This window comes from Bifidobacterium rousetti, from assembly GCF_008698235.1.
Classification (GTDB): Bacteria; Actinomycetota; Actinomycetes; order Actinomycetales; family Bifidobacteriaceae; genus Bifidobacterium; species Bifidobacterium rousetti.
The window spans coordinates 403,581-429,593 of sequence record NZ_PEBH01000001.1; the positions used below are offsets into that span (position 1 = coordinate 403,581).

Sequence of the window (26,013 nt, forward strand, 5' to 3'; positions counted from 1 at the left end):
CCGCGAACCACACGATCATGGCATCAGGCCGTCACTTGCAGACGGCTCTCCCCGTTCGGCGTGACTCTGCCGACGGTGATCCGCTCGTTGATCTGGTCCTTGAGCCAGTCGACGTGGGAGATGATGCCGATGTCGCGGGTGGCGCAGATGCGGCGCAGCATCCCCATCACGTCGGCCAGATAATCCTCGGACAGGGTGCCGAACCCCTCGTCGACGAACAGCGTGTCCATCGCGATCCCTCCGTTCTCGGCCTGGATGACGTCGGCGAGCCCCAGCGCGAGCGCCAGCGAGACGAAGAACGTCTCGCCGCCGGACAGGGTTCCGGGATTGCGCTCCTGTTCGGTGCGCCGGTCGAACACGGTGATCGACAGCCCGGTCTTCGCATTGGCCGGCGCGGTACCGCTCTCGTCGAGCCGCAGCTCGTAAATGCCGCCCCTTATGTCCGCGAGCAGTTCGTTGGCCCTGTCGAGCACGTCGCGGAACCGTTCGGTGATGGCGAACGTGATGAGGGTCATCCGTCGTTCGGACAGGGTGCCGCGGTCGGCGTTCGCGAGATCCGCCATACGCCGCACCGGCTCGAACGCATCGATCTTCGCCGCCCAACGGTCGACGGCGGCGTCCATGGCCGCGACCTGCGTCCTCCAACTGTCATGCAGCGCGTCGAGCGTACCGGCGCGCCTGTCGGCCTCGGCGGCCCGCCGTTCGGCGTCGTCCACGGCCGAACGGAGCGCGGCGGTGTCGATGGCGTCGATGGCGGCGCCCAGCGGCGTGGGTTCGCCGTCGTCCGAATACGCCGAGGTCGGCAGTCCCGTCGGGTCCGGCAGGCCCAATGCGCGGCGGTTCTCACCCGTGACGGCCTCGACCCTGCCGTGCAGGTCCTCGCGGGATCGCGTGAGGTTCGCCTGCTCGGTCCTCACCGCGTCGTCATGCCGTTGGATCGCGTCCTGCAGACCGTCTTGCTTGTCCTCGGACAGCCCGGCGTCCTCGGCCTCGCGCACGGTCGCGAACACGCTGTCGGACAGGGCCTTGTCCAGCTTTCCGGCCGCCTCGTCGACGGCTTGCGCGGCGGTCCGGGCCTGCGTCCGTTTCTCCGCGCACTGCCTGTCCAATTGGTCCCGTTCGTCGATGGCCTGTTTCAACTGGTCGGCCTTCCGTTGCTGGCTTTCCGCCCGCTCAAGCCGGATGCGGGCGTTCTCGCGTTCGGCCTCGATGGATTCGCGGGTGTGCCCGGCGGCCTGTCGTTCGGCGTTCGTCAGCGCCTTGAGGGTTTCCGCTTCCCTGGTCTGGGCCGCGGCGAGGTGCTGTCCGGCGGCTTGGGCCGACTGTTCGGCCGCGGCGATGGCCTTCCTGCTCGCTTCGAGTTCGCCCTGCCGGTCGTGGAGCGTTTTCAGCGCCTCGAGCCGGTCGGTGATCTCCCTGACGTATGCGCGGGACTGTTCGACGGAGCGCCGCCCGCATTGTTCGCGGTGGGAGTCGAGATCACGTCGCGCGTCGCCCACGTCTTTGCGCGCCTGTTCGGCGGCGTCCCGCTTCTCCCTGACCCGCTGCTCCAGTTCCTCCAGTTCGTCGGCCTTGCGCTGGGTGTCCGGTTCGACGGCCGGGTGCGGGTGGTCGAGGCTGCCGCACACCGGGCATGGCAGGCCGTCCTGAAGTTGCGCGGCGTATTGCGCCGCCCCGGATTGCGCGATGTCGTTCCTGACCGTCCGGAGCGTGTGCTCGGCCTCGGCCTGCGCGTCCTCGGCCTGTTGGCGTTCGCGCTCCAGCTCGGGGATCCGCTGTTCGAGGCGTTCGGCGTCGACCGCGTGGCCGAGCGCCTGCTCGGCGAGGGCGAGCTCCCTGCGCAGTCCCTCCTCGCCGCCGAGCTTCTCGGCGATGTCCCGCAGCCGCCGGTCGACGTCCTGCGCGGCGGGCAGCGCGTCAAGCGCCTGCTTCGCCTGTTCCAGAGACGTTCCCGCCGTATCGAGTTCCGTCTTCGCGTGGTCGTGGTCCTGCCGTGCATGGTCGACCGCGTCGAGGAGCCGCTCATGTTCTCCGGCACGGTCGAGGTCGCCGCGGGCGGCTTGTGCGTCGGCGGCGTCGTGCAGCGCCTGGTCGTGTTCCGCCTCCAGATCGGTTTTGGCGGGCAGTTCGTCCAGTTGGCTGCGCAACCGGTCGGCTGCCTTGCCGAGAAGGTCCCGCTTCGCCGTCAGCGACGCGAGCTCGCGGTCGAGGTCGATGAGCGGTTGGGCGGCGGCCGCCCGTTCGAGGCTTCGACGGGATTCGTCGATGGATACGTCCTTTCCACGCAGCTCGCGCAGCGCGAGCACGTCACGCCGTTCCCGTTGCGCGGCGTCGCACAGCGCGAGCGCCGCGTCGTGACGGTCACGCGCCGAGGCGAGAGCGGCTTTGGCCTGTGCCGACGCCTTGCCGCAATCGTCGATCAGCTTGTCGCACGCGGTGTCGACGTCGTCGACGGTGCGATGGAGCGCGGCGGCGATCTCGTCCGGCTCGTGCGCGGGGAAGGCGAGCCTGCCGTCATCGTCGCGGTCGAGCCCCCAGCGTTCGTTGGAGAGCAGGCCGGTGTCCGGGGCGTCGTCATCGGACGTGCCGGCGTCCGACGATGCGGTGCCGTCGGCATCCCCCGCGTTTGCGGCGGACTCGGCGGGTTCGGTGCCGGACGTGTCGTCGTCCGATGGCGCGGCTCCCCGTTCGAGGATGTCCGCGGCGGTCCGTCTGGCGGCGGCGATGCCGCCGACGAGCGTCGAGGCGGCTTGGTTCGTCTCTCCCTGCATCAGCTTTCGGCGTTCGACAAGCCGATCCTGAATATGCTCGTACACCTCGGCGCCGAACAGGTCCTTGACGAGTTCGGTGCGGTCCTCGGGTTTCATGGACAGGAACATGGCGAACTGCCCTTGGGCGAGCATGATGGTGCGGGCGAACTGCCTGCGGTCGAGGCCGATCAGGCGTTGGATCTCCTCGCCCACCTCATCCGCGCGCGTGGACATCGCCTCGGCGTGGCCGGCCTGCTCGGCGTAGTCGAAGAACCGTTCGGGGTCGTTGACCCGCTTCTCGGCCAGCGCGCCGATGCCGCGATCGAGACGCATGAGCTTGGCGCTCGCTTTGTGCGTCGTGGTCCCCTCGCCCCTCGCCTTCGGCTGCTCGTAGGCGGGTGTGCGACGCACCTCGTAGTAGTCGTCGCCCGAACGGAAGATCAGATCGACGTAGGTCTCCACGCGCTCGTCCGTCAGGAAGCGGGAGCGGACGCGCTGCCTGTCGCCCACCGCGGTCAGGCTGTCGCTGCCGGAGATGGTCCCGTACAGGGCGAACGACAGGCAGTCGAGGATCGTGGTCTTGCCGGCGCCGGTCTGCCCTTCGATGAGGAACATGTGGCCGCGGGTCAGCGCGGCGAAGTCGATGGCGTATTCGTTCCGGTACGGTCCGAACCCGCGGAATTTCATGGCGATGAGCTTCATATCGGATATCCCTTCCCTGTCCTACTTGTCCCCGTGCCTGTCCTCGTCGCCGCGCGTGGCGGCCGTGTCTCCGGCATGCTCGGCGTGCCTGGCGCGCACGTCCTCCACGGCGGAACGCAGCACCCGCCGCTCGGCGGCATCCGGGTCCCGGTGCAGGTGATAGCGCACGAACTGTTCGAGCACGTCCATCTCCGAACGGGTCTTCCTCAGGTCCACCGTGCGCCGGTCCGAGACGGCCGTGCGGCGGTCGTAGACGATGTTCTTCTCCAGCGCGTGCGGGTAGCGGGCGTCGATCTTCTGATAGATGCCCTGGGGGAACTCGTCGGCGTGCACGGTGACGGACACCCAGTCGTCCCGATGTCCGTCGGCGAGAGGTCCGAGGATCTCGTCCATCGAACCCTCCAGACGCACGAACGCCGGTTCGCCGGATTCCACCGGCACCGTGCGGATATCGGCTACCTCGCCGTCGGCGACATCAAACAGCACCACGCTTTTGCCGTTGCCCTCGGCCGGCGGCGTGCACGCCTCGGAGAACGAATAGGCCAGCAGCGACCCGCTGTATCGGGCCTCGGGCGTGGCCCCGAGATCGAATTCCGATCCGCCTGCGGGCGAGTCCGGGATCGTCACCCGCTGCGGTCGGTGCAGATGGCCGAGCGCCAGATAGTCGAGCCCTGACCGGGAGAACAGCGCCACGGGGACGCTGTCGACGCCGCCCACGGTGATCGCGCGCTCGGAGTCGCTGGGCGTGGCGCCGGACACGAACGCATGGGCCATGAGCACGGCCGTCGGCTTGCGGCCGCCGGCCCGGCGGGCTGCGAGGTCGCGTGTGACGAGCCGCAGCGCGGCGCGCATCATGCCCTCATGGGATCTGGGGATCGCGTAGTCGATCCCGGCCTCGTCCAGCAGCGCCTGCATCCGGGACCGGGCCGCGTCCGGGTCGAGGTAGGGCAGCGCGTACACGGCGAGCCGCTCGTCGTCACGGTCGACCATGACCGGTTCTCCGATGCCGTCGAGATCGCACCGCAGGTGCACGTTGCCGCGCATCAGCCCGGCCCCCGCGCCGAGACGGATCGCGGAATCATGGTTGCCGGGCGTGATGACGATCTCCAAGGGGCGGCCGTCGACCTCGACGCGGCCGAGACGGTCGAACATCTCGCCGAACAGGCGGACCGCCTCCGCCGACGGCACGGACAGGTCGTAGACGTCCCCCGAGACGCACAGCACGTCCACCCGCTCGCGCTCGATGAGGTCGATCAGCCATTCCAACGCCGTACGCTGGTAGCCCAGCAGGTCCACGCCCTTGAACCTGCGCCCGATATGCCAGTCTGATGTGTGCAGCACACGCATATGGATCTCCCTTCGGTGTTCCGTGTGTCTCCACCATAAACCGGACAAACACTCCGGCGTGCGGTTTGACCGATCACGTGCGGCCCGCGTACGGTGGCATACCGTAGGGAGCAAGGAAAAAGGGAAAGGACATCACCATGCAGCAACCGATCATGACCGACGAACGGTTCCTGTCCGTCGCCTCGCAGCCGGCGGCCGACACCGAGGAGGATCGCCGGATCGCCGCGGACCTCGCGGACACGCTGGCCGCGCACGCCGACTCGTGCGTGGGGCTGGCCGCGAACATGATCGGCGAGCGCAGGCGGATCATCGTGTTCCATGACGAGGCCACGGGCCGGAACATGACGATGTTCAATCCGCGTATCGTCGAGCGGGGCGGCGAATACCGCACCGAGGAGGGATGCCTGTCCCTCGCCGGCATGCGGCCCGCCGTGCGCTACGAGCGGATCACCGTCACCTACTTGAGCCGCCGGTTCCGCGAGCGCACAGCCATGTTCGAGGGGTTCACCGCGCAGATCATCCAGCATGAGATCGACCACTGCGACGGCGTCCTGATCTGAGGAGTGAAACGGGCCTGTTCCGGCGCCTCGAACTTGTCAGACTGATCAACATGGTGATGATCGGCATCGGCCAAGACAATATCAACAACGTGTTGAGCATATCGTCATGCCGGGCCATGACTGTCGGTCACGTCAGCGGGTGGCGTGCCTCCAGTTCGCAGATGACGCCGGTCTCCTTGCGGATCCATTCGACGGCCTGCAGCGCGGCGATGTTCCACAGCGCGTACGGCATGCCGCCGAAACCGGGGTGCTCGGCCCAGAAGGTCAGGTTGTCGCCGTACGCGACGAGCCGGGTGTCGGTCGTGACCGGCATTGTGGCGCGGTATATCTGATCGGCCAACGTTGCGACGAACTCGTTCGCCGCACCCAATGTGTCGACGAGATGCTGGTCGGCCGTGACCGGCGATCCGACGATCTCCCATGACTCGACGTCCGCGGCGTCCCACTGGGCGTTCTCGCCGTTCACCTTGTTCTCGATCGTGGCGAACAGTCTGGCGAACTCGTCCGAGGTCAGCCCGGTCACCCTGCGGCGTGTGGACAGTTCGATCGGCGTCATATCGTCTCCTTTCGGGCCGGCATCGGGCGCGCGTCGCCGTGCGGGGCCGATGCCGGCGGGTCACCCCGGTCAGTACCCCCGGTCAGTACACGGAGTAGCCGCCGTCGACCTGCAGGTTGGTGCCGGTGACGTACGAGGAGGCGTCACTGGCGAGGAACAACACCGCCGTGGCGATCTCCTCGTTCGTGCCGAACCGGCGCATCGGCACCGGGGCGGTCATCATGTCGTGCGCCTCCGGCACGATGCGCCCCTCGAAGATGCCTGACCACACGTATCCGGGGGACACCGTGTTCGACCGGATGCCGTACGGCGCCAGTGCGGCGGCGAGATAGCGCGCGTACTCGTAGACGCCCGCCTTGGACGCGCCGTACGCGGCCACCGGCGAGGGGCCACCGGCGATGAAATTCGCGTTGTGAGCGGACAGCGACGACGTGAACACCAGCGATCCGCCGTGTCCGTGCTCGCGCATGATGTGCTGGGCGATCTGCGCGGTGAGGTACGCGCCGGTCAGGTTGATGTCGATCGTCTTCCGCCACACCTCGTACGGCTCGTCCGCGTCGTCGCCGGGCACGTTCACGCCGGCGTTGAGGAACGCGACGTCCACGGTGCCGAGCTCGTCGACCAGCGATTGCCTGAGCGCCTCGACCTGCTCTTTGTCGGACACGTCGCAGTAGAGCGGCACGACGTTCACACCGTATCGCGCGGACAGCTCCTGCGCGAGCGGTTCGAGCGCGTCCTTCGTGCGTTCCAGATCGACGATCGCCACGTCGGCGCCCGCCTCGGCCCATGCGGCGGCCACGTTGCGGCCGAGACCACCCGCGCCTCCGGTGACGAATCCCTTCTTGCCCTCCAGCGAGAACCGGCCCATGATGCGGTGATCCGGGTCCTTCCACTGGTCGAGCGGGTACTGGTCGAAAATCGTGGCGTCAGCCATGTCGTTCTCCGTTCATATCAATGCCGCGGCGACCCCGCCTCGGCCATTGGGGCGAGACTAACACAGAAGACTGGTGGGACTCACTGAGTGTGATTCATATGTAAGCAGTTGTCATATGTGATTCCACTGGTGATCCTCTCATATGAAAGCCGCAATCATATGAAATGAGAAAAGCTGGGACACGGTCGGTCCGATAATCGTCAAATCGTTGATTTTCAGCCGTTTTGATTCAAATGATATTTACCTTCATATGAATCAAAACGGCGTGTGACGGTCTCAATAGGGAAGCCGCACCCTCAACGCAATACGGTCGCCATGGCCTCGGAGGCGACCGAGACCAGCAGATCGGCCTTGTCGCCCTGCTCGACGTCGCAACGACGCGACCACTCCAGCAGCGTCTCGATCGTGCAGTCGATGAGGAAGGAGATCGACAGGCGCACGGCGAAATCGACCGGCGACGCATCATCGCCGTCGCCATCGGAACTGTCGTCGCCGGCGGAGGCATTGGCAGGCGTGACCGCGGAGGAGCCCGCGCTCCCCCACTCACGGGCAACGGCCGACGCCCATCGGGGCACTCGCGCATACAGCGCCGCGCGCAACGCCCCGTTGGACCGCACGATCCGCAGCCGCGACGCCAGCCCCTCCAGCTGGTCGGATTCGACCGAACCGAGGATCTGCGGTATCACACGCCGTGCGAACGCGACCGGGGACGCGTCCGCACGCGAGCCAAGCTCACGCCTCAGATCGGCGAACAGCTCACCGTCGGAGGGAATCCCGATGACCAGATCCTCCTTGGAAGGGAAATACCTGAACAGCGTGATCTGGGACATGCCGGCCTCGGCGGCGATGCGCTGCGTGGTCACCGCGTCGTAGCCCTGCTCCTCGAACAGGCGCAGCGCGGTGTCACGGATGGTCCTGCGCGTCGCGATCCGCTTGCGACGCTGCCAGCGGGTCCTGGCGACGGCGGCCTTGACCGATACGCCGCGCTGCGAGCCCGGACGATCCGCCGTCCTCCGCGTCGAGTCCGCGTCCTTGCCCTGCCCTGCAACGTTCTCCGCCATCGCGCCTCCCTTGGTTCACCGTGCGATTGCCCGCATGTGGATGCCATCCATGGTATCGGCCGCAGCGCCGTCGGCCCGCGTCGACGCCCATCCGAAGCGGATCACCTCGCCGTCTGCGCCGGACCGCGCCCCTTGGCCTCGACGCGTTCCATCGTCATGGGCCTGTCGCTGCCGCTCCATACGGGCACGGTGTCGACGAGCGGATCGTTGGTCTCCAAGCCGAACCATTCGACCGGCCGGCTGACGACGCGTTTGATCCACTGGTAGCTGCGCAGCAGGGTGCGGTCCGAGTCCGGCAGGGACGATTCCGGGCTGACCACGCGATGCATGAGCACGTACCGGACGCTGCCGATGCCGAGCCGCTCGTTCCTGTTGGCGAGCTTGGGCCATTGCGGCTCGATGCGCGCGATCTCGCCGCGGGAGAGCATGTCCGCCATGATGGCGTCCATGTACTGGCGCAGGTAGAACTGCGGTTCCTTGTAGCCGAGGATGATGATCACACGATGCAGGTTCTGCCCGTATGAGACGACCTTCCACCGGCGTTCGAACGGGCGTTCGGACTGGATGAGGGTGACGATCCAATAGGCGTGGCCTCGATGGTGGGTCATGCTGGCGGCCACGTCCTTCTCGACCTCCTTCATGCTCGGGTCCGCGGTGAGGTACACGAGGTTGTCCGCGACCAGATCACGCCGCTTGTCGGCCATGGCCGCGGTGAGGATGTGCGACAGGTCCTCGGCGTGCACGTGCCCCCGGTCGGACGCCTCCAGCTGGCTGCCTCGCGAACAGATGTGGAAGACGCCGAACAGCACGCCCCAGATGAGCACCGTGATGTAGCCGCCCTCCATGAACTTGGCGGCCGCGGCCGACAGGAACAGCAGCTCGATCGCCCCGAACAGCACGCAGGAGACGAGCGCGCTCAGCCGTTTGCCCCTGACCCGCCACAGGAACTCGAACAGCAGTACGGTGATCATGAGCATGGCCACGGTCAACGCCAGACCATAGGCCGCCTCCATGGCCGACGAGGATCTGAAGTACAGCACCACGACGACGGCGAGCGCCGCGAGCATGGCGCAGGCGGAGGGGATGTAGATCTGCCCCTTGCTCACGCCCGGATAGCGCATGTTGAGGCGGGGCAGCCAGCTCAGGCCGTCGGCCGCCGCGATCAGGGTGAACGCGCCGGAGATCAGAGCCTGGGAGGCGATGACGCCGGCGGTCAGCGCGAGGATCACGCCGAACGGGCGGACCTGTTCGGGGATGATCTGGAAGAACGGGGCGGCGTCGGGGACGGCCACGCGGTGTCCTTCGAGCATCCACGCGCCCTGGCCGAAGTACGAGCAGATCAGGGTCAGGTTCACCAGCGGCCAGCTGGCGCGGATGTTGCCGCGGCCGACGTGGCCCATGTCCGCGTAGAGGGCCTCGGCGCCGGTCAGGGCGAGGAACACGCTGCCCATGAGCGCCACGCCCGCCTTGTTCTCGTCGGAGAACAGGAAGCGGATGCCGATCGTCGGGTCGAGCGCCCGGATCACGGTCCAGTCGCGCGTGACGATGTTCATGACGCCGATCACGGCGATGAACGTGAACCAGACGGTCATGATCGGTCCGAACAGCGATCCGAGCCGGTTCGTGCCGGCATGCTGGCTCAGGAACAGCATGGCGATGATGGCGATGGCGATCATCATCGACAGTTCCTCGGACCAGTAGGCGCCGCCGCCGATAGCGGGGATCGAGGCGAGGCCCTCGACGGCGGAGGTGATGCTGACCGCGGGTGTGAACACGCTGTCCGCGAGGAACGCCGCCGCACCGATCATGGCGAACGGGGCCGCCTGTTTCCAGTACCGACGCACCGCGGCGAACAGGGCGAACACGCCGCCTTCGCCGTCGTTGTCGGCGTTCATCACGGTCCACACGTATTTGATGGAGACGACCAGCAGCATGAACCAGAACACCAGCGACAGCGATCCCAGGATCTGGAAGCGGTCGAGCCGTCCGCCCTGGGCGAGCATCAGCGCCTTCGGCGCGTAGATCGGGCTCGTGCCCAGATCGCCGTAGACGATGCCGACCGCGATGAGCATGCCGGCCGGCGTGGCCTTGTCGAACGCCTTCCTCTCCCTGCCGTCCTTCCTGACGCCGGAAGATTGTTTTCGTCTGATCCCCAACATTCCCATTCGCTCCCCCCTGACGCCGGCGCGATGCGGCGCCGATCGGCTTGTTCTCCCGGACCCGTCCGACCAACTCCCCTGACGGCCGTGGGATTCACCAGCGCCATATTCTAGCCGCATCGGAACGCATCGTCTTTCGACAGGTACACAGGCGTCCACCCGATAACTCGCCCGGTCGGCGCAATCACCCGCCGACCGGAATCATGCGGCTATAGTGGTCGGCGAACTGCCCCGCCCCGGCATACGACGCCCACGACGCCCACGACGCCTACGGCCGGGCCGATCGGGCCCGCCGATCAAGACCGCAAAAAGACCACAGACGGAAGGGAACCATCATGGCCGATACCAACGAGACCGCGACGACACGCGCGAACACCGCGACGGGGGATCCGTCGGCGAACCGGACCGCAGCGGCGCCCGCCGCGGGCGCCAGACTGCCCGAGCCCTGCGAGAGGACCACGTTCCATACCATGCAGGCCGAGGGGCATGAGATCCGCTACGCGGCGAAGGTCGGCACGATCCTCATCGACACGCCCAAGGTCAAGCCGGCGGCGAGCGTCTTCTACGCCTCGTTCGAACTGCTCGACGCCAACGACCGGGTCGACCCCGCGCGCCCGGTCACGTTCGTCTTCAACGGCGGCCCCGGCTCGGCCACCACGTTCCTGCTCATGGGGTCGGTCGCCCCGAAGCGCATCGACGTGCCGGACGCGGCGCCCGTGCCCGCGGCGCCCTACCGGCTGGCCGACAACCCGCACACGCTGCTGCCGGCCTCCGACCTCGTGTTCATCGACGCGCCCGGCGCCGGCTTCTCCGAGATCCTCGACGCCGCCAAGCCGGAACTGTGGTCGGTGGACGGCGACGTGGCCGGGTTCAGCGCGTTCATCCGCGCCTACCTGACCGCACACCGCCGCTGGAACTCCCCCAAGTACGTGCTCGGCGAATCCTACGGCACGACCCGCGGCGCCGCGCTCGCCTACCGCCTCCAGCAGGACGGCGTCACGTTGAACGGCCTGACGCTCATCTCGAACATCCTCGACTACGCCTACACGCTCGACACGTCCGACCAGTTCTACGTCGGCTACTTCCCGACCTTCGCGTCGGTCGCCAAGTACCACGGCCGTGCGGCGAGCGACGTGGAGCTCGCCGCGCATCTCGAGGCGGCGCGCGCGTTCGCGAACGGCCCGCTGCGTCTCGCGCTGGCCGCGGGCGCGTCCCTGCCCGACGACGTCAAGCGCCGGGTCGCCGAACGCTACGCCGAGCTGACCGGTCTGGACGCGAAGTACGTGGTCGACTCCGACCTTCGCGTGGTCGACATGCGCTTCCGCAAGGAGCTGCTGCGTGACGAGGGCCGGATCGTCGGCCGGTACGACGGCCGCGTGGCCGGATACGACCTCGACCGGATGAACGACGAGGAGACGTTCGTCGTCGACGACGCGTTCCTCGACCCGGCGTACTCAAGCCTCGCCAACGCCTACCTGCGCGACGAACTCGGCTGGGACAGGACGCCCGAGCGCGTCGGGTTCGCCGACTTCGACTGGGACGCCACCACCCCCGGCAAGGGCTGGACGTGGTGGCACAAGCAGCCCGACATGACCAAGTCGTCGTGGGGGCGGAACATCCCGTTCCCGAACGTGGTGCCGGATCTCGCGGCCGCGATCGCCCACCAGCCGACGCTCAAGGTGCTCGTCGGCAACGGCGTCTACGACCTGTGCACGCCGTTCTTCCAGACCGAGTACGACATCGACCACCTGGGGCTGCCGAGGCCGCTGCAGGGCAACGTGGCGTTCACCTACTACCCCGCCGGCCACATGCTGTACTCGTCCGAGCCGAGCCTCGCCAAGTTCTCCGACGACCTGAAGCGCTTCTATGCCGCCGACGTCGCGGGCCTGCGCGCGATCGACGAGCGGCCTGCGGCTGTCGCCCCCTACATCCGGCTGTAGCCATCCGCCTGTAGCCGACATATGGGTGACGGCCCATCCGATTACTCAACACGTTGTTGATTCTGCGCACGCCGTATCGGACATCATGATGTTCAACATGCTGTCCGATACGGCGTGCGCGCGTTTCATGCCGGATCATCGGGCGTGGCACCGGCCGCCGTTGCGGATCCTGTGAACGATGAGGTGCTCCCATATCAAGACGATATCGATTGACAATAGGATCATATTGTCATCCAATTTGAACCGATCGGAGGCCCCGTCATGACGCGGCATGAAGGCGGACGGCGCATCACCCGCAAATCGTTGGCGGCGTGGCTCCTCGCCGCCGCCGTGGCGTTCGCCGGCATCGGCATCGGGCTCCACGCCGCATGGGAGTCGCGTTTCGCACCGCTCGCGCAACTGTCCCGGGACTGGGGAGTCCGCTTCCCCACCGGCGCCGTCGTCACCGAACACGAGTCGGATCAGGGATTCGACGGCGACGGGTACAGCTACACGGTCATACGGATGCGGACGGGCGCGGACGTCGACGGAACCATCCTTGATGACGACAACTACCGGACTGGCGCGCTGACCGCCGACCAATCGGCCGTGATCACACAGACCGCCGACAATCTCCGTTCCACGGCCCCGATCGACATCACCGCCCTTTCGGGCAGGCCGCACTATCTCACGAGCAGGACCCGTTCGTTCCCCGTTCCCGCGGGCGACGAACCCTACAGCGAGACCGACACCCTCCTCATCGTGCGTGACGGAGACGGCGTCTACCGCATCTTCGAATCGTTCTGACGGCTTCCGGCGAACCGGTAGAATCAGGAAATCTCAGGGTCGACCCCGATATGTCGCCGTGGCCTTCCTGTGGCATGCTCTGCGATAATGCCACAGGAAGGCGGGCATAACCGATGCGTCCCGCGGCCGCATGCGACCGATCATGATGACGGGCGGCGCCATCGGGCCGTACCACCAAGACATACGAGGAGGCGGAATGGCGCGATACGGAACGGGCGAAGGACGAGGGACGGCAACGATCCGGACCGCCGTCCTGACGTCGATCGCCGTGGTGTGCGTCGTCGCGCTCGCCTTCACGGCCGTGTTCATCTGGTCGCGCGCCGGGGCGGACCGCCAGAGCGCGTCCAAGCCCGCCGACTACTGCACGACGACGGCCTCGTCCGGCACCTACCCGCTGACCCTCACGCAGACGCGCAACGCCTCGCACATCACGGCGATCGCCATCGGACGCGGGCTGCAGGACCACGCGGCCACGGTCGCGATCGCGACGGCCATGCAGGAGTCGAAACTCGTCAACCTCGACTACGGGGACCTCGATTCGGTGGGCCTGTTCCAGCAGCGTCCGAGTCAGGGCTGGGGCACCCTCGAGCAGCTGATGGACGAGACGTACGCGACGAACGCCTTCTACGACGGGCTGGTGAAGGTCGCGAACTGGCAGACGATCCCCGTGGAGGACGCCGCGCAGGCGGTGCAGCGTTCCGGCTACCCCGACCTGTACGCGCAATGGGACGGCATGGCCCGTGCATGGGCGTCCGCGCTGACCGGCGAGGTCGCGGCCGGCGTCACCTGTTCGCTTCATACGCGGGCCACGGCCGATCCGGACGGGCTGGTTTCGGCGTTCCAAAGCCTGTTCCCGTCGATCGGGGTCGCGCGCTCGCCGCAATCCGACGACAACGGTGACGGATCGGCCTCCGACACGACGCTGACGTTCACCCTGCCCGCGGGCCTGTCCGAAACGGAGACGAGGCGGCGCGGATGGCAGGCGGCGACATGGCTGGTCTCGCACGCGCAACAATACGGGGTCGACGCCGTCCATGCGAACGGCATGGATTGGACGCGCGGGGCCGGCGTCTGGTCCGGCACCGAAGCGGCGGAGAGCACGCTGACGGCGACGCTCCGGCGATAGGGCGTCACTTGCGCAGGCCGCGCAGCAGGGCGATCTCCTCACGGTGCGTGGTCTCGGTGACCTCCTTGGTCTCGAGGATCATCGGCAGGCGGGCCATGCGCGGGTCGTTGACGAGCCTCGTGAAGAACGGGACGCCCAGCTTGCCTTCGCCGATGTTGGCGTGGCGGTCCTTGTGCGAGCCGAGTCCGAACTGGGAGTCGTTCGCGTGGATGGCCTTCACCCGGTCAAGGCCGATGGTCCCGTCGAGCGAGGCCATCACGCCGTCGTAGTCGCCAAGCAGGTCGTAGCCGGCGTCGAACACATGGCAGGTGTCGAAGGTGACGCCCACACGCTCGCGCACGGCGGAGTCGACGCCGTCGATGATCGTACGCAGTTCCTCGAAGGTGCGTCCGCATTCGGTGCCCTTGCCGGCCATGGTCTCGAGCAGGATCATGACGCCGGCGGCGGCATCCGTACCGCCAGTACCGTCCGCACCGTTCTCACCGTCCGCCAGCATCTCGAACACCCGGTCCAGCCCCTCAGTGATGAGCCGGCATCCGGCTTCCGCGCCCTGCCCGACGTGCGCGCCGGGGTGGATGTTGAGATACGTCTCCTGGCCGGCCGCGCGGATCGCACCGAGCAGCGTCATGTCCTCGACGAGCGCGTGGATCGCGAACTCGCGTTTCGCCGGGTCCTTGCCGGCGAGGTTGTACACGTAGGGCGCGTGGACGACCAGCGGCCCATACCCCTCGGCCTTGAGCGCACGGCCGAACTCCCCAGCGCCGGCGGGGTCGAGCGCCTTGGAACGCTTGCCGTACGGCGAGCGCGGGAAGAACGCGAACGCGGTGCCGCCCTCGTCATGCGAGCGCCTGATGAGCGCCTTCCATCCGCCCGCGGTGGACAGGTGGGAGCCGATGTACAGCGAGTCGCCGTTCGAACCCGAATCCATGGTCATTGCCGATCCCCTTTCGTCGCGCCTGTCGGCGGTCATGGTCTTCGTTCACCTTACACAACCGCCCGTTCAGTCGGCATACCGGCGGACAAGGTCGCGCGGCGGCCGGGTCACGCACCATGCGAGCAGCAGCCCCAGCGCCGTCACGCCGAGGGCGATCGCGACCTGCAGCTGCCAGATCGGCACGGTCCGCAGCCAATAGCCGGTGTCGTCGGCTCCGATCATGCGGTTCCACGCCACGTGATAATAGCCGAGCGCGATGCCGGAGGCCATGCCGGCGGGCACCGCGGCGAGGAGGATCACCGCGGCCTGCGTGACGCCGAACCGGCGCAGGAAGCGCGGCGAGGCGCCCACGGCATGCATGGTGGCCATGTCCCGCCGCACTTGGGTGCGGGCCAGCAGCAGGGAGATCGCGGTCGCGAGCAGCGCCAGCGCGCCCAGCAGCGCGATCGGGATCAACGCCATGTGGTCCAGCCACGGCAGCAGGTAGACGTCGCCGGTGATCGCGCTCAGGGGGCTCGCCTGTTTGACCTGTGCGGAGACCTGCTGCGTGATCGTGTATGTGGCGATCGCCGAGGTCAGCGACGTGGCCGGCGACCGGCCGGACAGCGACGCGAGTTGCACGTATTCGCCGATGTAGCGCAGGTGGGTGATGCCGAGCTGCCGCGCGGTCGCGGGGCTCATCGCCAGCCTCTGGAAGCCGCGTACGAACACGGCCCTGCGCTTGACGATCCGTGTCGCGTCCGTCGCGCCGTCGGCGTCCGGGTTCGCGGATGCGGATACGGCCACGCGCACCATGCCGTTGTCGTCGATCATGCCGGCGTTGCCGACCACCACGCCGCCTTCGTCGAGCGTCCGGGCGGCTTCGTTGGCGTTCGGGAAACCGGAGATGCGCATCGCGTCGCCGTCGAGGATCAGCGAATTCTCGAAGGAGGTGGAACTTGAGCCGGCGCCGTAGATCGACGACGAATAGGACTCGGCGATGGGCACGCAGGTGACCGGCGTGCCGGGGAACAGCGCGGAGGCGGCGTCCTGCCGTGTCGTGTTCGGATTGTCGACGGGGCTGTCGTGGTCGCAGTCGCGATCCTCCGGCAGCAGCGTCGTCGCATAACGGTAGCCGTGTTCGGCGTTGAGTCTTACGGTCTCCTCGCTCGTGCCGTTGTCGGTGGATTTGTGCCATCGCCGGTAGTCCTCCGAATAGACCGGGTGATGGGCCGTGACGGGCGTGCTCTTGGCGAGACGGCTGATGGCGTCGCGGACCACCGCCCGGTCGAACGCGTTGTTGACCGGCACTTCGGTGGCGATGAGCATCCCCGTGCCGGAGACGAACTGGGAGGTGCGCTCATGTTGCGATTCCGTCGTGGATCCGGTGATCACGGTCATGTACGAGGCGATGCAGACGGTGACGAGCACCGCGCACGCGGCCGGCACGAACCGTCCCCGGTGTTCGGCGGCGTCGCGCAGGGCGAGCCTCGGGCCGACGCCCATGCGCGTGCCGATCACACCGCACCAGCCGGCGAATGCGCGCATCAGCAGCACGAGTCCCGCGATCGCGGACAGGATCGTGGCGGCCAGGAGGATTGTACGCGCGTTGATCCCCGATGATATGCCGCCGAGCGGGTCGGCCCCGCCGTCGGACGCCGGCGCGTTCAGACGCAGCCCGATCACGCCGCAGATGACGGACAGGACGATGAACAGCGGTCCCGACCATGCGGCGAGGCATGCGACGGCCCCGCGCAGCCGGCGCATGCGGACGGGACGGGAATGGGCCGGGCCTGCGGCTGTCGCGGATCCCCGGTCTCTGGTCGGCCGGTCCTTCAGCGCGTCGACCGGGTTCATGCGGGCGACCGTGCGCGCCGGCAGGAACGTGGCGGCGAAGCCGATGACGACGGCGGACAGGACCGCGACCGGCAGGATCGCATAGGGGAACCCGGCGAGGACCTCCCCGTGCGTGGCCCCCTGCATGCCGCCCGTGTACGGCGCCGCCGCGACGGCGAGCGCGAAGCCGAGCCCCGTGCCGGCCACGCCTCCGATCAGTCCGATCGCGAGTCCCTGCGACGAGATCACGCGCCTCAGGTCGCGTGGCGCGCCGCCGGAGGCCGCGACCAGTCCGAGCATGCGACGCGACTGGTCCGCGGACACGGTGAACGCGGGGGTGACGAGGAACAGGACGAGCGTGACGCCGAGCAGCAGCGTGATGACGACCGTCACCATGCGCTGGGCGAGCAGTTCGGGGTCGATGGGCGCGGGATACAGTTCGTCGGCCGTGGGATAGCCGTCCGTCAGCACGTACCGGGAGACGGCGAACACCTGTGATGTGTTGAGCCGTCTGATCTGCCGCCAGGTGACCGGCCGGTCGCCCATGACGAGGTAGTGGCCGTCGACGCCGGTCGGGTCCGCCTCGACCATGGCGGACAGCCATCCTTCCAGGCCCCATGCGCGGTTGTCGTCGTCCGTGGTGATGCCGCTGACCGTCCATGCGCGCTGGGAGTCGGCGATGACCTCGCCGATGCGTCCGTTGGCGCCCATGAGCCCGTCGAACGGGGGCGCGACCAGTGTGACGGTGTCGCCGACGGTCACGTCGAGTCGTTTCGCCAGGGCCGCGCCGATCACGATCTGCGTGTCGTCGGCGGGCGCCCTGCCGGTGGCGAGTCTCGGCATCAGCTTGGGCAGCGCGTCGGCCACGGCCTCGGTCATCGTCGCGGTGGTGGCGGTGGACAGGTCGACGTCCTTGTCGGTACCGGCGCCCTCGCTGGCCTTGGCCTGCTCGCCGGGTTCGAGCGCGGTGCCGGTGGTGGCGATGAGCTGCTCCGACTTCCAGTACGCCAGCAGCCGGTCTCCCCTCGGCAGGATGTCGCCGATGCTTTCGGCGCTGGCTGGTCTGATGGAGGGGTCGTCCATCCATGTGCCGGCGGCGCCTTCGGGCAGCTGCGGGAACGGGGTGTCCGCGTTGACGGCGGTGGCGGTGACGACCGCCTGCACGCCGTCGGGGATGGAGGCGAGCGCGCGGCTGCGGGTGGGAGGCGCGGAGGAGGTGATGCCGACTGTGGCGACCATCGCCGCGATCGGCAGCATGACCAGGAGGATCGACAGGATCGTGCGCGCCCTGTGGCGCAGGGCGTCGCGCCATCCGAGGCGCAGGGCCGTGCGGTATCGGTGGATGCGCGCCGGTATGGTCGGTGTGGATGCGGTTCTGATCGCGGCCATCACAGATCCCTCTCCTCGATGTCGAGCAGGTCGTCGAGGTCGCTCGGCCCGGTTTCGTCGACGATCCGCCCGTCGCGGATGAAGACCGTGCGGTCGGCCCATGCGGCGAACCGCGGTTCGTGGGTGACCAGCAGCACGGCGCCGCCCTGATCGGCGCGGGCGCGCAGCACCTCGAGGACCGTCACGCCCGCCTTGGAGTCGAGCGCGCCGGTCGGTTCGTCGGCGAGCAGGAGGCGTCGCGGGCCGACGAGCGCGCGGGCGATGGCGACGCGCTGCGCCTGCCCGCCGGACATGTCCTCGGGGCGGCGGTCGGCGAGTTCGGCCACACCGACCTCGCGCAGCGCGGCGATGGCGGCACGGCGCGCCCTGGCGGGCTTCCAGCCGTCCAGTTCGAGCGGGAACGAGACGTTCTCGACGGCGTTGAGCGAGGGCAGCAGGTTGAAGTCCTGGAAGACGTATCCGGCGAACCTGCGGCGGATGGCGGCGCGGTCGGCCACGCTCATCGCGGCCAGATCACGCCCTTCGACGAGCACGTGTCCTTCGGTGGGCACGTCGAGCCCGCCGGCCATGTTGAGCAGCGTCGACTTGCCGGACCCGGAGGGGCCCATGATGGCGACGAACTCGCCGGGGCGCAGGGTGAGGTTCGCGTGGTCGAGCGCGACGACGCGGCGGACGCCCTCGCCGTGGACGCGGGTCACGCCACGCAGTTCGAGGACGTAGGGCGTGCCGCTGTCGTCGGTTGTGGTGGTGGTGTTTGCGGCGGTTGCGGCGGTGTTCATGCTAGGATCCCCTCCCTGCTGCTCGCGTTGTCCTTGTCGTTCACATCGTTCGCCGGCCCCGGTGCGGCATCCGTCACGGCCTTCGCACGCCGGACCGACGCGCGCAGCTGCGCCGCGTCGACGGTGTCGAGCCATCGCAGCTCCGCCTCGGTGATGAACAGGTGATGGTCGAGCACGAGCCGTGTGGACACCTCGTCTGCGGGGGTGTTCCGCCGCAGGCGGGTGACGTCGTGGAGCAGCTGCTGCAGGGCGTGACGCTGGTGCTGGATGAGCGCGGACACGTCCAGTCCGGGCACCTCGACGGCGACGGCCAGTTTCATGACCAGTTCGTCGCGGCCGCGCTGCTCCGGTGTGACCGGGGAGCGCCACCATCGCTCGAGCTCCCTCCGCCCCGACGGGGTGAGCCGCCATATCGGCGCGGGTGACTGCGCGCGCGATCGCGATCTCGCCGCGGGGGCGTCGTCCGTTGCGCCGCCCTCCCCCGTCGCACCCTTGTCCGCCGGCCGGTCGGCGACCGGCTGCTCCTCGACGAGCCCGTCACGGCCGAGACGCTGCAGCGTGGTCGACACCTGGCCCATGTTGAGCGGCCAGGTCAGGCCGATCGTACGGTCGAAGTCCTTCTTGAGCTGGTATGCGTTGGCCGGCCCGCGCTCCAGCAGCGCGAGCAGCGCCTCCCTGATCGCCATGATTCCCGGATTCCCCTTTCACGGCCGCTCGCTTGCGGCCGCCATATCGTCGACAACAACGGCTACCGAGCAACCAACCACTTACAAGGTTACTCAGTAACCAATAATCCATAGGTTACTCAGTAACCACTTCCGACACGCGCCGATCCCCTTCCGTGGCGCAACAATTTCCCGAAATCTCCGGCCATTTCCGAAGATTGTTGCGCTGAGTCAGAGTCAGTGCAACAATCTCGCGGAATCAAGGGTGATTTCGGGAATTTGTTGCGCTGAGGCGAGGTCAGTGCAACAAATTCGGGAGATCAGGGATGATTTCGGGAAATTGTTGCGCTGGGTGGTGGTGCCGGGCGCAGTAGAGCCGGACGCAGTGGCGTTGGGCGCAGTAGAGCCGGAAAGCCGGCGGACGGGACCGAAACACGGGACGCCCGGTGGGTGGAGGGAACCGAATCGGGTTCTCTCCACCCACCGGGCGTCATATGGGGTGATGGGCCTGCGGGCCGGGTCTCTGGAGTCTCTGGAGTCTCCAGAGAAGAGTCTCCGGAGACTCCCGGAACCTACAGTTCGCGCAGCTGCGCGGCGATCTGCACTGCCTCGACGCTGGCCTCGGCCTTGTTGCGGGTCTCCTGCCATTCGTTGGCGGGCACGGAGTCGAGCACGATGCCGGCGCCGGCCTGCACGCTCGCCTCGTGGTCGCGCAGGAACGCGGTGCGGATGGCGATGGCCATGTCCATGTTGCCGGAGAAGTCGAAGTAACCGACGGTGCCGCCATAGATGCCGCGGTCGGCGACCTCCAGCTCGTCGATGATCTCGACCGCGCGCGGCTTGGGCGCGCCGGAGAGCGTGCCGGCCGGGAACGCGGACTTGAACACGTCGAACGTGGTCAGCGACGGATCGACCCTGCCGGTGACCGTCGAGCAGATGTGCATGATGTGGCTGAAGCGCTTGATGTCCATGAGCTGGACGACCTCGACGGACTGCGGGACGCACACCTTGCTCAGGTCGTTGCGCGACAGGTCGACGAGCATGATGTGCTCGCTGCGCTCCTTCGGATCGGCGAGCAGCTCCTTGGCGAGCTTCTCGTCCTCCTCCGGGGTGGCGCCGCGCGGGCGGGAGCCTGCGATCGGGAAGGTCATCGCATGCCCGTTGTCGACCTTGATGAGGGTCTCCGGACTGGAGCCGATGACGTTGAAGTCCCGGCCCTCGGCGTCGGTGAGCGCCATGAAGTACATGTACGGGCTCGGGTTCAGGGTGCGCAGCACGCGGTACACGTCGAACGGGTCGGCCGGCGAGTCGATGTCGAGACGCTGGGAGATGACCACCTGGAACACGTCGCCGTCGACGATGTGCCTCTTGGCGGCCTCGACGGCCTGCTCGTAGCGGCTTTTCTCGGTGCGGAACCGCAGTTCGGGCCGTGTGCGCGACGGGTCGAGCGCGTTGACGCGCGCCTCGCCGGGTGTGGGCGTGGCGGCGTCGACCTCCATGCGCCCCAGACGCGCGACGGCCTCGTCGTAGGCGGCGTCGGCGCGCGTGGGCTTGTCGTCCACGTTCACCGCGTTGGCGATGAGCCACACGGACCCGGAGACATGGTCGACGACGGCGATGTCGGTGGCGAGGGCGAGCACCATCTGCGGCTGGCCGGTCTCGTCCGGGGCCTCGGCGCGCAGCGTGGGCTCCCAGTGGCGGATCGCGTCCCAGCCGACGGTGCCGACCAAGCCGGAGGTGAGGTTCGGCAGTCCCTCGACATGCGGGGCCCTGAGCGTCTTCAATGCGGCGTGGGCGACCTCCACCACATCGCCGTGCGTCGGCACGCCGGCGGGCACGGTGCCGAGCCAGTCGGCGTTGCCGTCCTTGTCGGCGCGCAGCTGCGCCATCGAATTGACGCCGATGAAGCTGTACCGGCTCCATGTGCCGCCGTATTCGGCTGATTCGAGGATGAACGTGCCGGAACGGCCGTTGGCGAGGCGCTCGTAGAAACCGACCGGGGTGAGCGAGTCGGCGAGCAGGCGGCGCACGATCGGGATGACGCGGTACCCCTCGTCGGCGAGACGGTGGAACTGCTCGCGCGACGGCCACGTACCGCCCCAGTTGAGCCCCTTGACGCTGTTGACGTTCTCGTCGTTCCCGCTCATCGGCCCTCCCCCTGTTCCTGCTGCTCCTGCTCCTGTTCGGGCGTGCGATGCCCCTCGACCACCGGCAGCGGGCCGCCTTCGAGGAAGCAGCTGCGCTTGCCGGTGTGGCAGGCGGCGCCCACCTGATCGACCTCGACGAGCAGCGCGTCGCCGTCGCAGTCGAGCGAGACTGCCTTGACGTACTGGACGTGGCCGGAGGTGTCGCCCTTGCGCCAGTATTCCTGACGCGAGCGGGACCAGAAGGTCACGCGCCCGGTGGTGAGGGTGCGTCGCAGCGCCTCGTCGTTCATGTAGCCGACCATCAGCACCTCGCGGGTGTCGTACTGCTGGATGACGGCGGCCACGAGGCCCTTCGCGTCACGCTTGAGACGGTCCGCGATGCGCGGGTCGAGTTCGGTCGAATTGTCGTAGGTGATGTCTGTCATGTCTGTTGTGCTGTCTTCTTGTCTTACATGGCGCCCGGGCCGGATAGGGGCCCTGACTGGATCCGGAAAGGATCGAAGGAGGTTGAAGGATGTTGAGGGAGAGGGGTGGCCGTCAGCGCACGGTGTAGCCGTGCCTCTTCAGTTCGGCCTTGACGTCGGCGATGGTCATGATGCCGAAGTGGAAGACGGATGCCGCGAGCACGGCGTTCGCGCCCGCCTCGATCGCGGGCGGGAAGTCCTCGACCTTGCCGGCGCCGCCGGACGCGATGATCGGGATGCTGACCTCCCGTCGCACCGCGCGGATCATCTCGAGGTCGAAGCCCTGCTTGGTGCCGTCGGCGTCCATCGAGTTGAGGAGGATCTCGCCGGCGCCGAGCTCCTCGGCGCGTTTGACCCACCAGATCGCGTCGATGCCGGTGGACTTGCGCCCGCCCATGGTGGTGACCTCGAAGCCGGACTGCGTGTGCTGCTCGCCCTTCTCACGTCGCGCGTCGACGGAGAGCACGAGCACCTGGTTGCCGAAGCGTTCGGCGACCCTGCTGATCAGCGTCGGGTCGTTGATGGCCGCCGTGTTGACGCCCACCTTGTCCGCGCCGCAGCGCAGCAGGGAGTCGACGTCCTCGGGCGTGCGCACGCCGCCGCCCACGGTCATCGGGATGAAGACCTGCTCGGCGGTGCGGCTGACGACGTCGACCATCGTGCCGCGATGGGAGCTGGAGGCGGTCACGTCGAGGAAGGTCAGCTCGTCGGCGCCCTGACGGTAGTATTCGGCGGCGAGCTCCACCGGGTCGCCGGCGTCCTTGAGATTCTCGAAATGCACGCCCTTGACCACTCGTCCGGCATCGACGTCCAGGCACGGGATGACTCGAACCGCCAGCGTCATACTTCACTCCCCTTTGCTTCGCGAGGCTTCCAGTTACAGGTCTCAAGGCTAGCGGCGAGGCGTTACATCGTCGCCCCGCGTCTCGCTATGCTGACCGCGAACCTCTTTTACGCCCGGATCACGACTGCTTCGCGAACGACTCCCTGGTCTTGGCGGCGAGCTGCCCGCAGGCGCCGTCGATGTCCTGGCCGCGGGTGTCGCGCAGTGTGGCGGTGATGCCGGCGGCGTGCAGGATGTCGAGGAAACGCTCCTCGTCCTCCGGCTTGGAGGCGGTCCAGCGGGAGCCCTCGATCGGGTTGAGCGGGATCGGGTTGACGTGCGCCCAGTTGTCGCCGTAGTGGTTGAGGCGCTTGGCGAGGAGCCTGGCGTGCTCGGCCTGGTCGTTGATGCCGCGCATCAGCGCGTATTCGATGCTGACGCGGCGCTTGGAGGCTAGGAAGTAGTCGTGCGCGGCGTCGAGCACCTGCGTGGTGTTGAAGCGCTTGTTCATCGGCACGAGCTCGTCGCGCAGCTCGTCGCTCGGCGCGTGCAGGGACACGGCGAGGCGCACCGGCAGACCCTCGGCGGTGAGCTTTTTGATGCCGGGGACGACGCCCACGGTGGAGACGGTGATGTTGCGCGCCGAGATGCCGAAGCCCTCGGGCGGCATGGCGGAGATCTGGCGCACGGCGGAGATCACGGAGCGGTAGTTGCCCATCGGCTCGCCCATGCCCATGAACACGATGTTGCTCAGACGTCCGGGGCCTCCGGCGACCTCGCCGTCGCGCATCATGCGGGCGGCCACGCGCACCTGCTCGAGGATCTCCCCCGCGGACATGTTGCGGGTGAGCCCGAGCTTGCCGGTGGCGCAGAACGGGCATCCCATGCCGCAGCCCACCTGGCTGGAGATGCACAGCGTGGTGCGCGTCGGGTAGCGCATGAGCACGGATTCGATGTGGGAGCCGTCGAACAGGCGCCACAGGGTCTTGATGGTGGCGCCCTCGTCGGCGACCTGACGGGTGACCTCGTGGATGAGCTCGGGGAAGAACGTGGCGGCGGCCTCGTCGCGTCTGGCGGCGGGGAAGTCGGTGAATTCGGCGGCGTTGACGTCGAAATGCCCGTAGTAGTGGTTGGCGAGCTGCTTGACGCGGAACTTCGGCAGGCCCAGTTCGCCGGCCCGTTCGATCCGCTCCTCGGCGGTCATGTCGGTGAAGTGCAGCGGCGGCTTGCCGCGGCGGGCGTGGTCCTTGGAGAGCACGTCGCGGAAGGCGCCGGTGGTGCCTCCCGGCGTGATGCCGGTCTCCGGGGCGTCCTGGGTGCCTGGAACCCCCGGATTGCCGGAATTGCCGGAATTGCCAGAATTGTCGTGATGCTGATCGGCGATGGCCATGTCCGCTCCTTATGACGTCGTGATACGTCTTGCGCGATGCCGCGCGATGCTTGCGCGATACTGAAGGATTAACGCTGTTCGAAAGGTGCCGGCGTCACAGGCCGGTGAACCACAGCAGGATGCAGGTGAACGGCGCCGCCATGAGGATCGAATCGACGCGGTCCATCACGCCGCCGTGGCCCTTGAGCAGGTGGCCCATGTCCTTGATGCCGAGATCGCGCTTGATCATCGAGGCGCACAGGTCGCCGAACGTGCCGGTCACGCCGACGAGCACGCCGGAGAGGATCGGCACCCACCATTTGGCGGCCCACACGTCGGGCGTGTAGGTGCAGAACATGACGGCGAACGCGCCGGCCATGGCGAAGAGCACGGAGCCGGCCAGCCCCTCCCAGCTCTTCTTCGGGGAGATGCGCGGGGACAGCTTGTGCTTGCCGAGCCATGCGCCGGCGAACAGGCCGCCGGTGTCGGACAGGGCGGGCAGGAACACGAGCATGATCGCGTGCGCGACCGGATGGCCGTGGAAGGTCAGCGGGATGACGATGCAGGAGGCCAGCACCGGGATGTACAGGACGGTGAGCACGGAGACGGCCACGTGGCTGAGCCTCGAATGGTGCTGCTCGCCGCCGTCGTGGTTGAACGACGACTCGAGGCGCGCGCCGGCCTCGGTGCTGGAGAGCTTGTTCGCGACGGCGAGCGACAGGCGGTTGCCGAAGCTCATCTTGGCGGTGGCGGACATGGCGACGAGCATGATCGACGCCATGGCGCACAACGCCATCGCCACGACGTGCAGCGGCGCGTAGTAGGCGGCGAACAGGGTGACCGCGGAACACAGCCACAGCATGACCACGGGGATGTGCAGGCCGACCGTCGCGAAGTCGACACGCAGCTCCCACAGGGCCAGCAGCATGAACACGACGACCAACGCCACGAACAGGTCGATGTTGATGAGCAGCGCGGCGAGAATGACGGCGATGAGCAGAATGGCCGTTCCGATCGCCTGGGGCATGTTGCGCCCGGTCTTCTTGTTGATCTCGTCGAGTGCGACCTCGGCCTCTTCGTGGAGTTGTTCGTTGCGTTCCATAGGCGTATCGGAGGCTCAGACCTCCATGATCTCCTTCTGCTTGGTCTCGAGCAGGGCGTCGATCTCGTCGGTGACGGACTTGGTGACCTTGTCGAGGTCCTTGAGCAGGCGGTCGCCCTCGTCCTCGCCCATGTCGCCGTCCTTGACGGCCTTGTCGATGCCTTCCTTGGTCTTGCGGCGGATGTTGCGCACGGCCACCTTGCCGTCCTCGGCCTTGGACTTGGCGAGCTTGACGTACTCCTTGCGGCGGTCCTCGGTGAGCTCCGGCATGGTCAGGCGGATCACGTTGCCGTCGCGGTTCGGGCTGATGCCGAGGTCGGAGTTGCGGATGGCCTTCTCGACGGCGCCGGCCTGGGAGGCGTCGAACGGGGTGACGGACAGGGTGCGCGGCTCCGGCACGCCGATGGAGGCGACGGCCTTGATCGGCGTGGGGGCGCCGTAGTAGTCGACCATGATGCCGTTGAGCAGCGCCGGGTTGGCGCGGCCGGTGCGGATGCCCGCGAAGTTCTCCTTGGTGTTCTCCACCGTCTTGGCCATCTGTTCCTTGGCCTGATCGATGACGTTTGCCATTGTTGCTCCTTTGTCGCTGTTTGGCTGTTGGTTGT

At 67.7% G+C, this 26,013-nt stretch carries 20 protein-coding genes; 4 read left to right on the forward strand and 16 right to left on the reverse strand.

Features of this window, described 5'->3' with window-relative positions; genetic code table 11:
* Positions 1 to 23 precede the first annotated feature (23 nt).
* Together CSQ85_RS01985 and CSQ85_RS01990 are read right to left on the reverse strand one after the other, a co-directional pair.
* A complete protein-coding gene (locus CSQ85_RS01985; protein ID WP_150382619.1) occupies positions 24 to 3,452 on the reverse strand; it encodes an AAA family ATPase in 3,429 nt (1,142 codons plus the stop codon).
* Between the two features lie 21 nt (positions 3,453 to 3,473).
* Positions 3,474 to 4,799 (reverse strand): exonuclease SbcCD subunit D, encoded by a 1,326-nt coding sequence (locus CSQ85_RS01990; RefSeq protein ID WP_150382620.1) that lies wholly within the window; start codon positions 4,797 to 4,799, stop codon positions 3,474 to 3,476.
* A gap of 137 nt (positions 4,800 to 4,936) precedes the next feature.
* Here CSQ85_RS01990 and CSQ85_RS01995 point away from each other — a divergent pair, with 137 nt between their 5' ends.
* A complete protein-coding gene (locus CSQ85_RS01995; RefSeq protein ID WP_150382621.1) occupies positions 4,937 to 5,359 on the forward strand; it encodes a peptide deformylase in 423 nt (140 codons plus the stop codon).
* A 127-nt stretch (positions 5,360 to 5,486) separates the two neighbouring features.
* Here CSQ85_RS01995 and CSQ85_RS02000 read toward each other — a convergent pair whose 3' ends face one another.
* The 4 genes from CSQ85_RS02000 to CSQ85_RS02015 form a co-directional block, all read right to left on the reverse strand.
* Complete coding sequence (locus CSQ85_RS02000; protein WP_150382622.1) at positions 5,487 to 5,915, reverse strand: hypothetical protein; 429 nt, start codon at positions 5,913 to 5,915, stop codon at positions 5,487 to 5,489.
* 82 nt (positions 5,916 to 5,997) lie between these two features.
* Positions 5,998 to 6,849 carry an SDR family NAD(P)-dependent oxidoreductase gene (locus CSQ85_RS02005; protein WP_150382623.1) on the reverse strand — a complete coding sequence of 284 codons (852 nt, stop codon included), beginning with the start codon at positions 6,847 to 6,849 and terminating at the stop codon, positions 5,998 to 6,000.
* Between the two features lie 296 nt (positions 6,850 to 7,145).
* Positions 7,146 to 7,910 carry a TetR/AcrR family transcriptional regulator gene (locus CSQ85_RS02010; RefSeq protein ID WP_150382624.1) on the reverse strand — a complete coding sequence of 255 codons (765 nt, stop codon included), beginning with the start codon at positions 7,908 to 7,910 and terminating at the stop codon, positions 7,146 to 7,148.
* A gap of 101 nt (positions 7,911 to 8,011) precedes the next feature.
* Positions 8,012 to 10,069, reverse strand: coding sequence for a KUP/HAK/KT family potassium transporter (locus CSQ85_RS02015; protein WP_190972840.1), 2,058 nt, complete (start codon positions 10,067 to 10,069; stop codon positions 8,012 to 8,014).
* A 335-nt stretch (positions 10,070 to 10,404) separates the two neighbouring features.
* Here CSQ85_RS02015 and CSQ85_RS02020 point away from each other — a divergent pair, with 335 nt between their 5' ends.
* From CSQ85_RS02020 to CSQ85_RS02030, 3 genes are all read left to right on the forward strand, one after another.
* On the forward strand, positions 10,405 to 12,009 hold the full coding sequence (locus tag CSQ85_RS02020; protein WP_150382626.1) for a S10 family peptidase: 1,605 nt from the start codon (positions 10,405 to 10,407) through the stop codon (positions 12,007 to 12,009).
* Between the two features lie 261 nt (positions 12,010 to 12,270).
* Positions 12,271 to 12,795, forward strand: a complete 525-nt coding sequence (locus CSQ85_RS02025; protein WP_150382627.1) for a hypothetical protein — start codon at positions 12,271 to 12,273, stop codon at positions 12,793 to 12,795.
* A 196-nt stretch (positions 12,796 to 12,991) separates the two neighbouring features.
* Positions 12,992 to 13,921: a cobalt transporter gene (locus tag CSQ85_RS02030; protein ID WP_150382628.1), complete on the forward strand. Its 930-nt coding sequence runs from the start codon at positions 12,992 to 12,994 to the stop codon at positions 13,919 to 13,921.
* A 4-nt stretch (positions 13,922 to 13,925) separates the two neighbouring features.
* On the opposite strand, the gene CSQ85_RS02035 is transcribed toward CSQ85_RS02030, so the two are convergent.
* From CSQ85_RS02035 to frr, 10 genes are all read right to left on the reverse strand, one after another.
* Positions 13,926 to 14,849 (reverse strand): deoxyribonuclease IV, encoded by a 924-nt coding sequence (locus tag CSQ85_RS02035; RefSeq protein WP_150382739.1) that lies wholly within the window; start codon positions 14,847 to 14,849, stop codon positions 13,926 to 13,928.
* Between the two features lie 72 nt (positions 14,850 to 14,921).
* Positions 14,922 to 18,059, reverse strand: coding sequence for an FtsX-like permease family protein (locus CSQ85_RS02040; protein ID WP_223846768.1), 3,138 nt, complete (start codon positions 18,057 to 18,059; stop codon positions 14,922 to 14,924).
* The gene (locus CSQ85_RS02045; RefSeq protein WP_150382629.1) at positions 18,059 to 18,838 is read right to left on the reverse strand and encodes an ABC transporter ATP-binding protein; all 780 of its coding nucleotides are present in this window, start codon (positions 18,836 to 18,838) and stop codon (positions 18,059 to 18,061) included. The genes CSQ85_RS02040 and CSQ85_RS02045 overlap by 1 nt, the downstream gene beginning before the upstream one ends.
* On the reverse strand, positions 18,835 to 19,524 hold the full coding sequence (locus CSQ85_RS02050; protein WP_150382630.1) for a PadR family transcriptional regulator: 690 nt from the start codon (positions 19,522 to 19,524) through the stop codon (positions 18,835 to 18,837). The genes CSQ85_RS02045 and CSQ85_RS02050 overlap by 4 nt, the downstream gene beginning before the upstream one ends.
* Positions 19,525 to 20,075: 551 nt before the next feature.
* A complete protein-coding gene (gene trpE / locus CSQ85_RS02055) occupies positions 20,076 to 21,650 on the reverse strand; it encodes an anthranilate synthase component I (RefSeq protein ID WP_150382631.1) in 1,575 nt (524 codons plus the stop codon).
* Positions 21,647 to 22,075 carry a phosphoribosyl-AMP cyclohydrolase gene (gene hisI / locus CSQ85_RS02060; RefSeq protein WP_150382632.1) on the reverse strand — a complete coding sequence of 143 codons (429 nt, stop codon included), beginning with the start codon at positions 22,073 to 22,075 and terminating at the stop codon, positions 21,647 to 21,649. The genes trpE and hisI overlap by 4 nt, the downstream gene beginning before the upstream one ends.
* Positions 22,076 to 22,187: 112 nt before the next feature.
* Entirely contained in the window at positions 22,188 to 22,958 is a 771-nt protein-coding gene (gene hisF, locus CSQ85_RS02065) for an imidazole glycerol phosphate synthase subunit HisF (protein ID WP_150382633.1), read from the reverse strand.
* 118 nt (positions 22,959 to 23,076) lie between these two features.
* The gene (rlmN, locus tag CSQ85_RS02070) at positions 23,077 to 24,327 is read right to left on the reverse strand and encodes a 23S rRNA (adenine(2503)-C(2))-methyltransferase RlmN (protein WP_223846769.1); all 1,251 of its coding nucleotides are present in this window, start codon (positions 24,325 to 24,327) and stop codon (positions 23,077 to 23,079) included.
* A 94-nt stretch (positions 24,328 to 24,421) separates the two neighbouring features.
* Complete coding sequence (locus CSQ85_RS02075) at positions 24,422 to 25,408, reverse strand: phosphatidate cytidylyltransferase (protein ID WP_150382634.1); 987 nt, start codon at positions 25,406 to 25,408, stop codon at positions 24,422 to 24,424.
* Positions 25,409 to 25,423: 15 nt separating this feature from the next.
* A complete protein-coding gene (frr, locus tag CSQ85_RS02080) occupies positions 25,424 to 25,978 on the reverse strand; it encodes a ribosome recycling factor (RefSeq protein ID WP_107040595.1) in 555 nt (184 codons plus the stop codon).
* Positions 25,979 to 26,013: the final 35 nt, after the last annotated feature.

Bases quoted from the DNA above. Each gene is read 5' to 3' on its own strand.
- CSQ85_RS02050 (WP_150382630.1), bottom strand. From the start codon at position 19,524: ATGGCGATCAGGGAGGCGCTGCTCGCGCTGCTGGAGCGCGGGCCGGCC.
- CSQ85_RS02030 (WP_150382628.1), top strand. From the start codon at position 12,992: ATGGCGCGATACGGAACGGGCGAAGGACGAGGGACGGCAACGATCCGG.
- CSQ85_RS01990 (WP_150382620.1), bottom strand. From the start codon at position 4,799: ATGCGTGTGCTGCACACATCAGACTGGCATATCGGGCGCAGGTTCAAG.
- CSQ85_RS01995 (WP_150382621.1), top strand. From the start codon at position 4,937: ATGCAGCAACCGATCATGACCGACGAACGGTTCCTGTCCGTCGCCTCG.
- CSQ85_RS02075 (WP_150382634.1), bottom strand. From the start codon at position 25,408: ATGGAACGCAACGAACAACTCCACGAAGAGGCCGAGGTCGCACTCGAC.
- CSQ85_RS02025 (WP_150382627.1), top strand. From the start codon at position 12,271: ATGACGCGGCATGAAGGCGGACGGCGCATCACCCGCAAATCGTTGGCG.
- CSQ85_RS02035 (WP_150382739.1), bottom strand. From the start codon at position 14,849: ATGGATTCGGGTTCGAACGGCGACTCGCTGTACATCGGCTCCCACCTG.
- CSQ85_RS02015 (WP_190972840.1), bottom strand. From the start codon at position 10,069: ATGTTGGGGATCAGACGAAAACAATCTTCCGGCGTCAGGAAGGACGGC.
- CSQ85_RS02010 (WP_150382624.1), bottom strand. From the start codon at position 7,910: ATGGCGGAGAACGTTGCAGGGCAGGGCAAGGACGCGGACTCGACGCGG.
- CSQ85_RS02040 (WP_223846768.1), bottom strand. From the start codon at position 18,059: ATGGCCGCGATCAGAACCGCATCCACACCGACCATACCGGCGCGCATC.
- CSQ85_RS02005 (WP_150382623.1), bottom strand. From the start codon at position 6,849: ATGGCTGACGCCACGATTTTCGACCAGTACCCGCTCGACCAGTGGAAG.
- frr (WP_107040595.1), bottom strand. From the start codon at position 25,978: ATGGCAAACGTCATCGATCAGGCCAAGGAACAGATGGCCAAGACGGTG.
- CSQ85_RS02000 (WP_150382622.1), bottom strand. From the start codon at position 5,915: ATGACGCCGATCGAACTGTCCACACGCCGCAGGGTGACCGGGCTGACC.
- CSQ85_RS01985 (WP_150382619.1), bottom strand. From the start codon at position 3,452: ATGAAGCTCATCGCCATGAAATTCCGCGGGTTCGGACCGTACCGGAAC.
- CSQ85_RS02045 (WP_150382629.1), bottom strand. From the start codon at position 18,838: ATGAACACCGCCGCAACCGCCGCAAACACCACCACCACAACCGACGAC.
- CSQ85_RS02020 (WP_150382626.1), top strand. From the start codon at position 10,405: ATGGCCGATACCAACGAGACCGCGACGACACGCGCGAACACCGCGACG.
- hisF (WP_150382633.1), bottom strand. From the start codon at position 22,958: ATGACGCTGGCGGTTCGAGTCATCCCGTGCCTGGACGTCGATGCCGGA.
- rlmN (WP_223846769.1), bottom strand. From the start codon at position 24,327: ATGGCCATCGCCGATCAGCATCACGACAATTCTGGCAATTCCGGCAAT.
- hisI (WP_150382632.1), bottom strand. From the start codon at position 22,075: ATGACAGACATCACCTACGACAATTCGACCGAACTCGACCCGCGCATC.
- trpE (WP_150382631.1), bottom strand. From the start codon at position 21,650: ATGAGCGGGAACGACGAGAACGTCAACAGCGTCAAGGGGCTCAACTGG.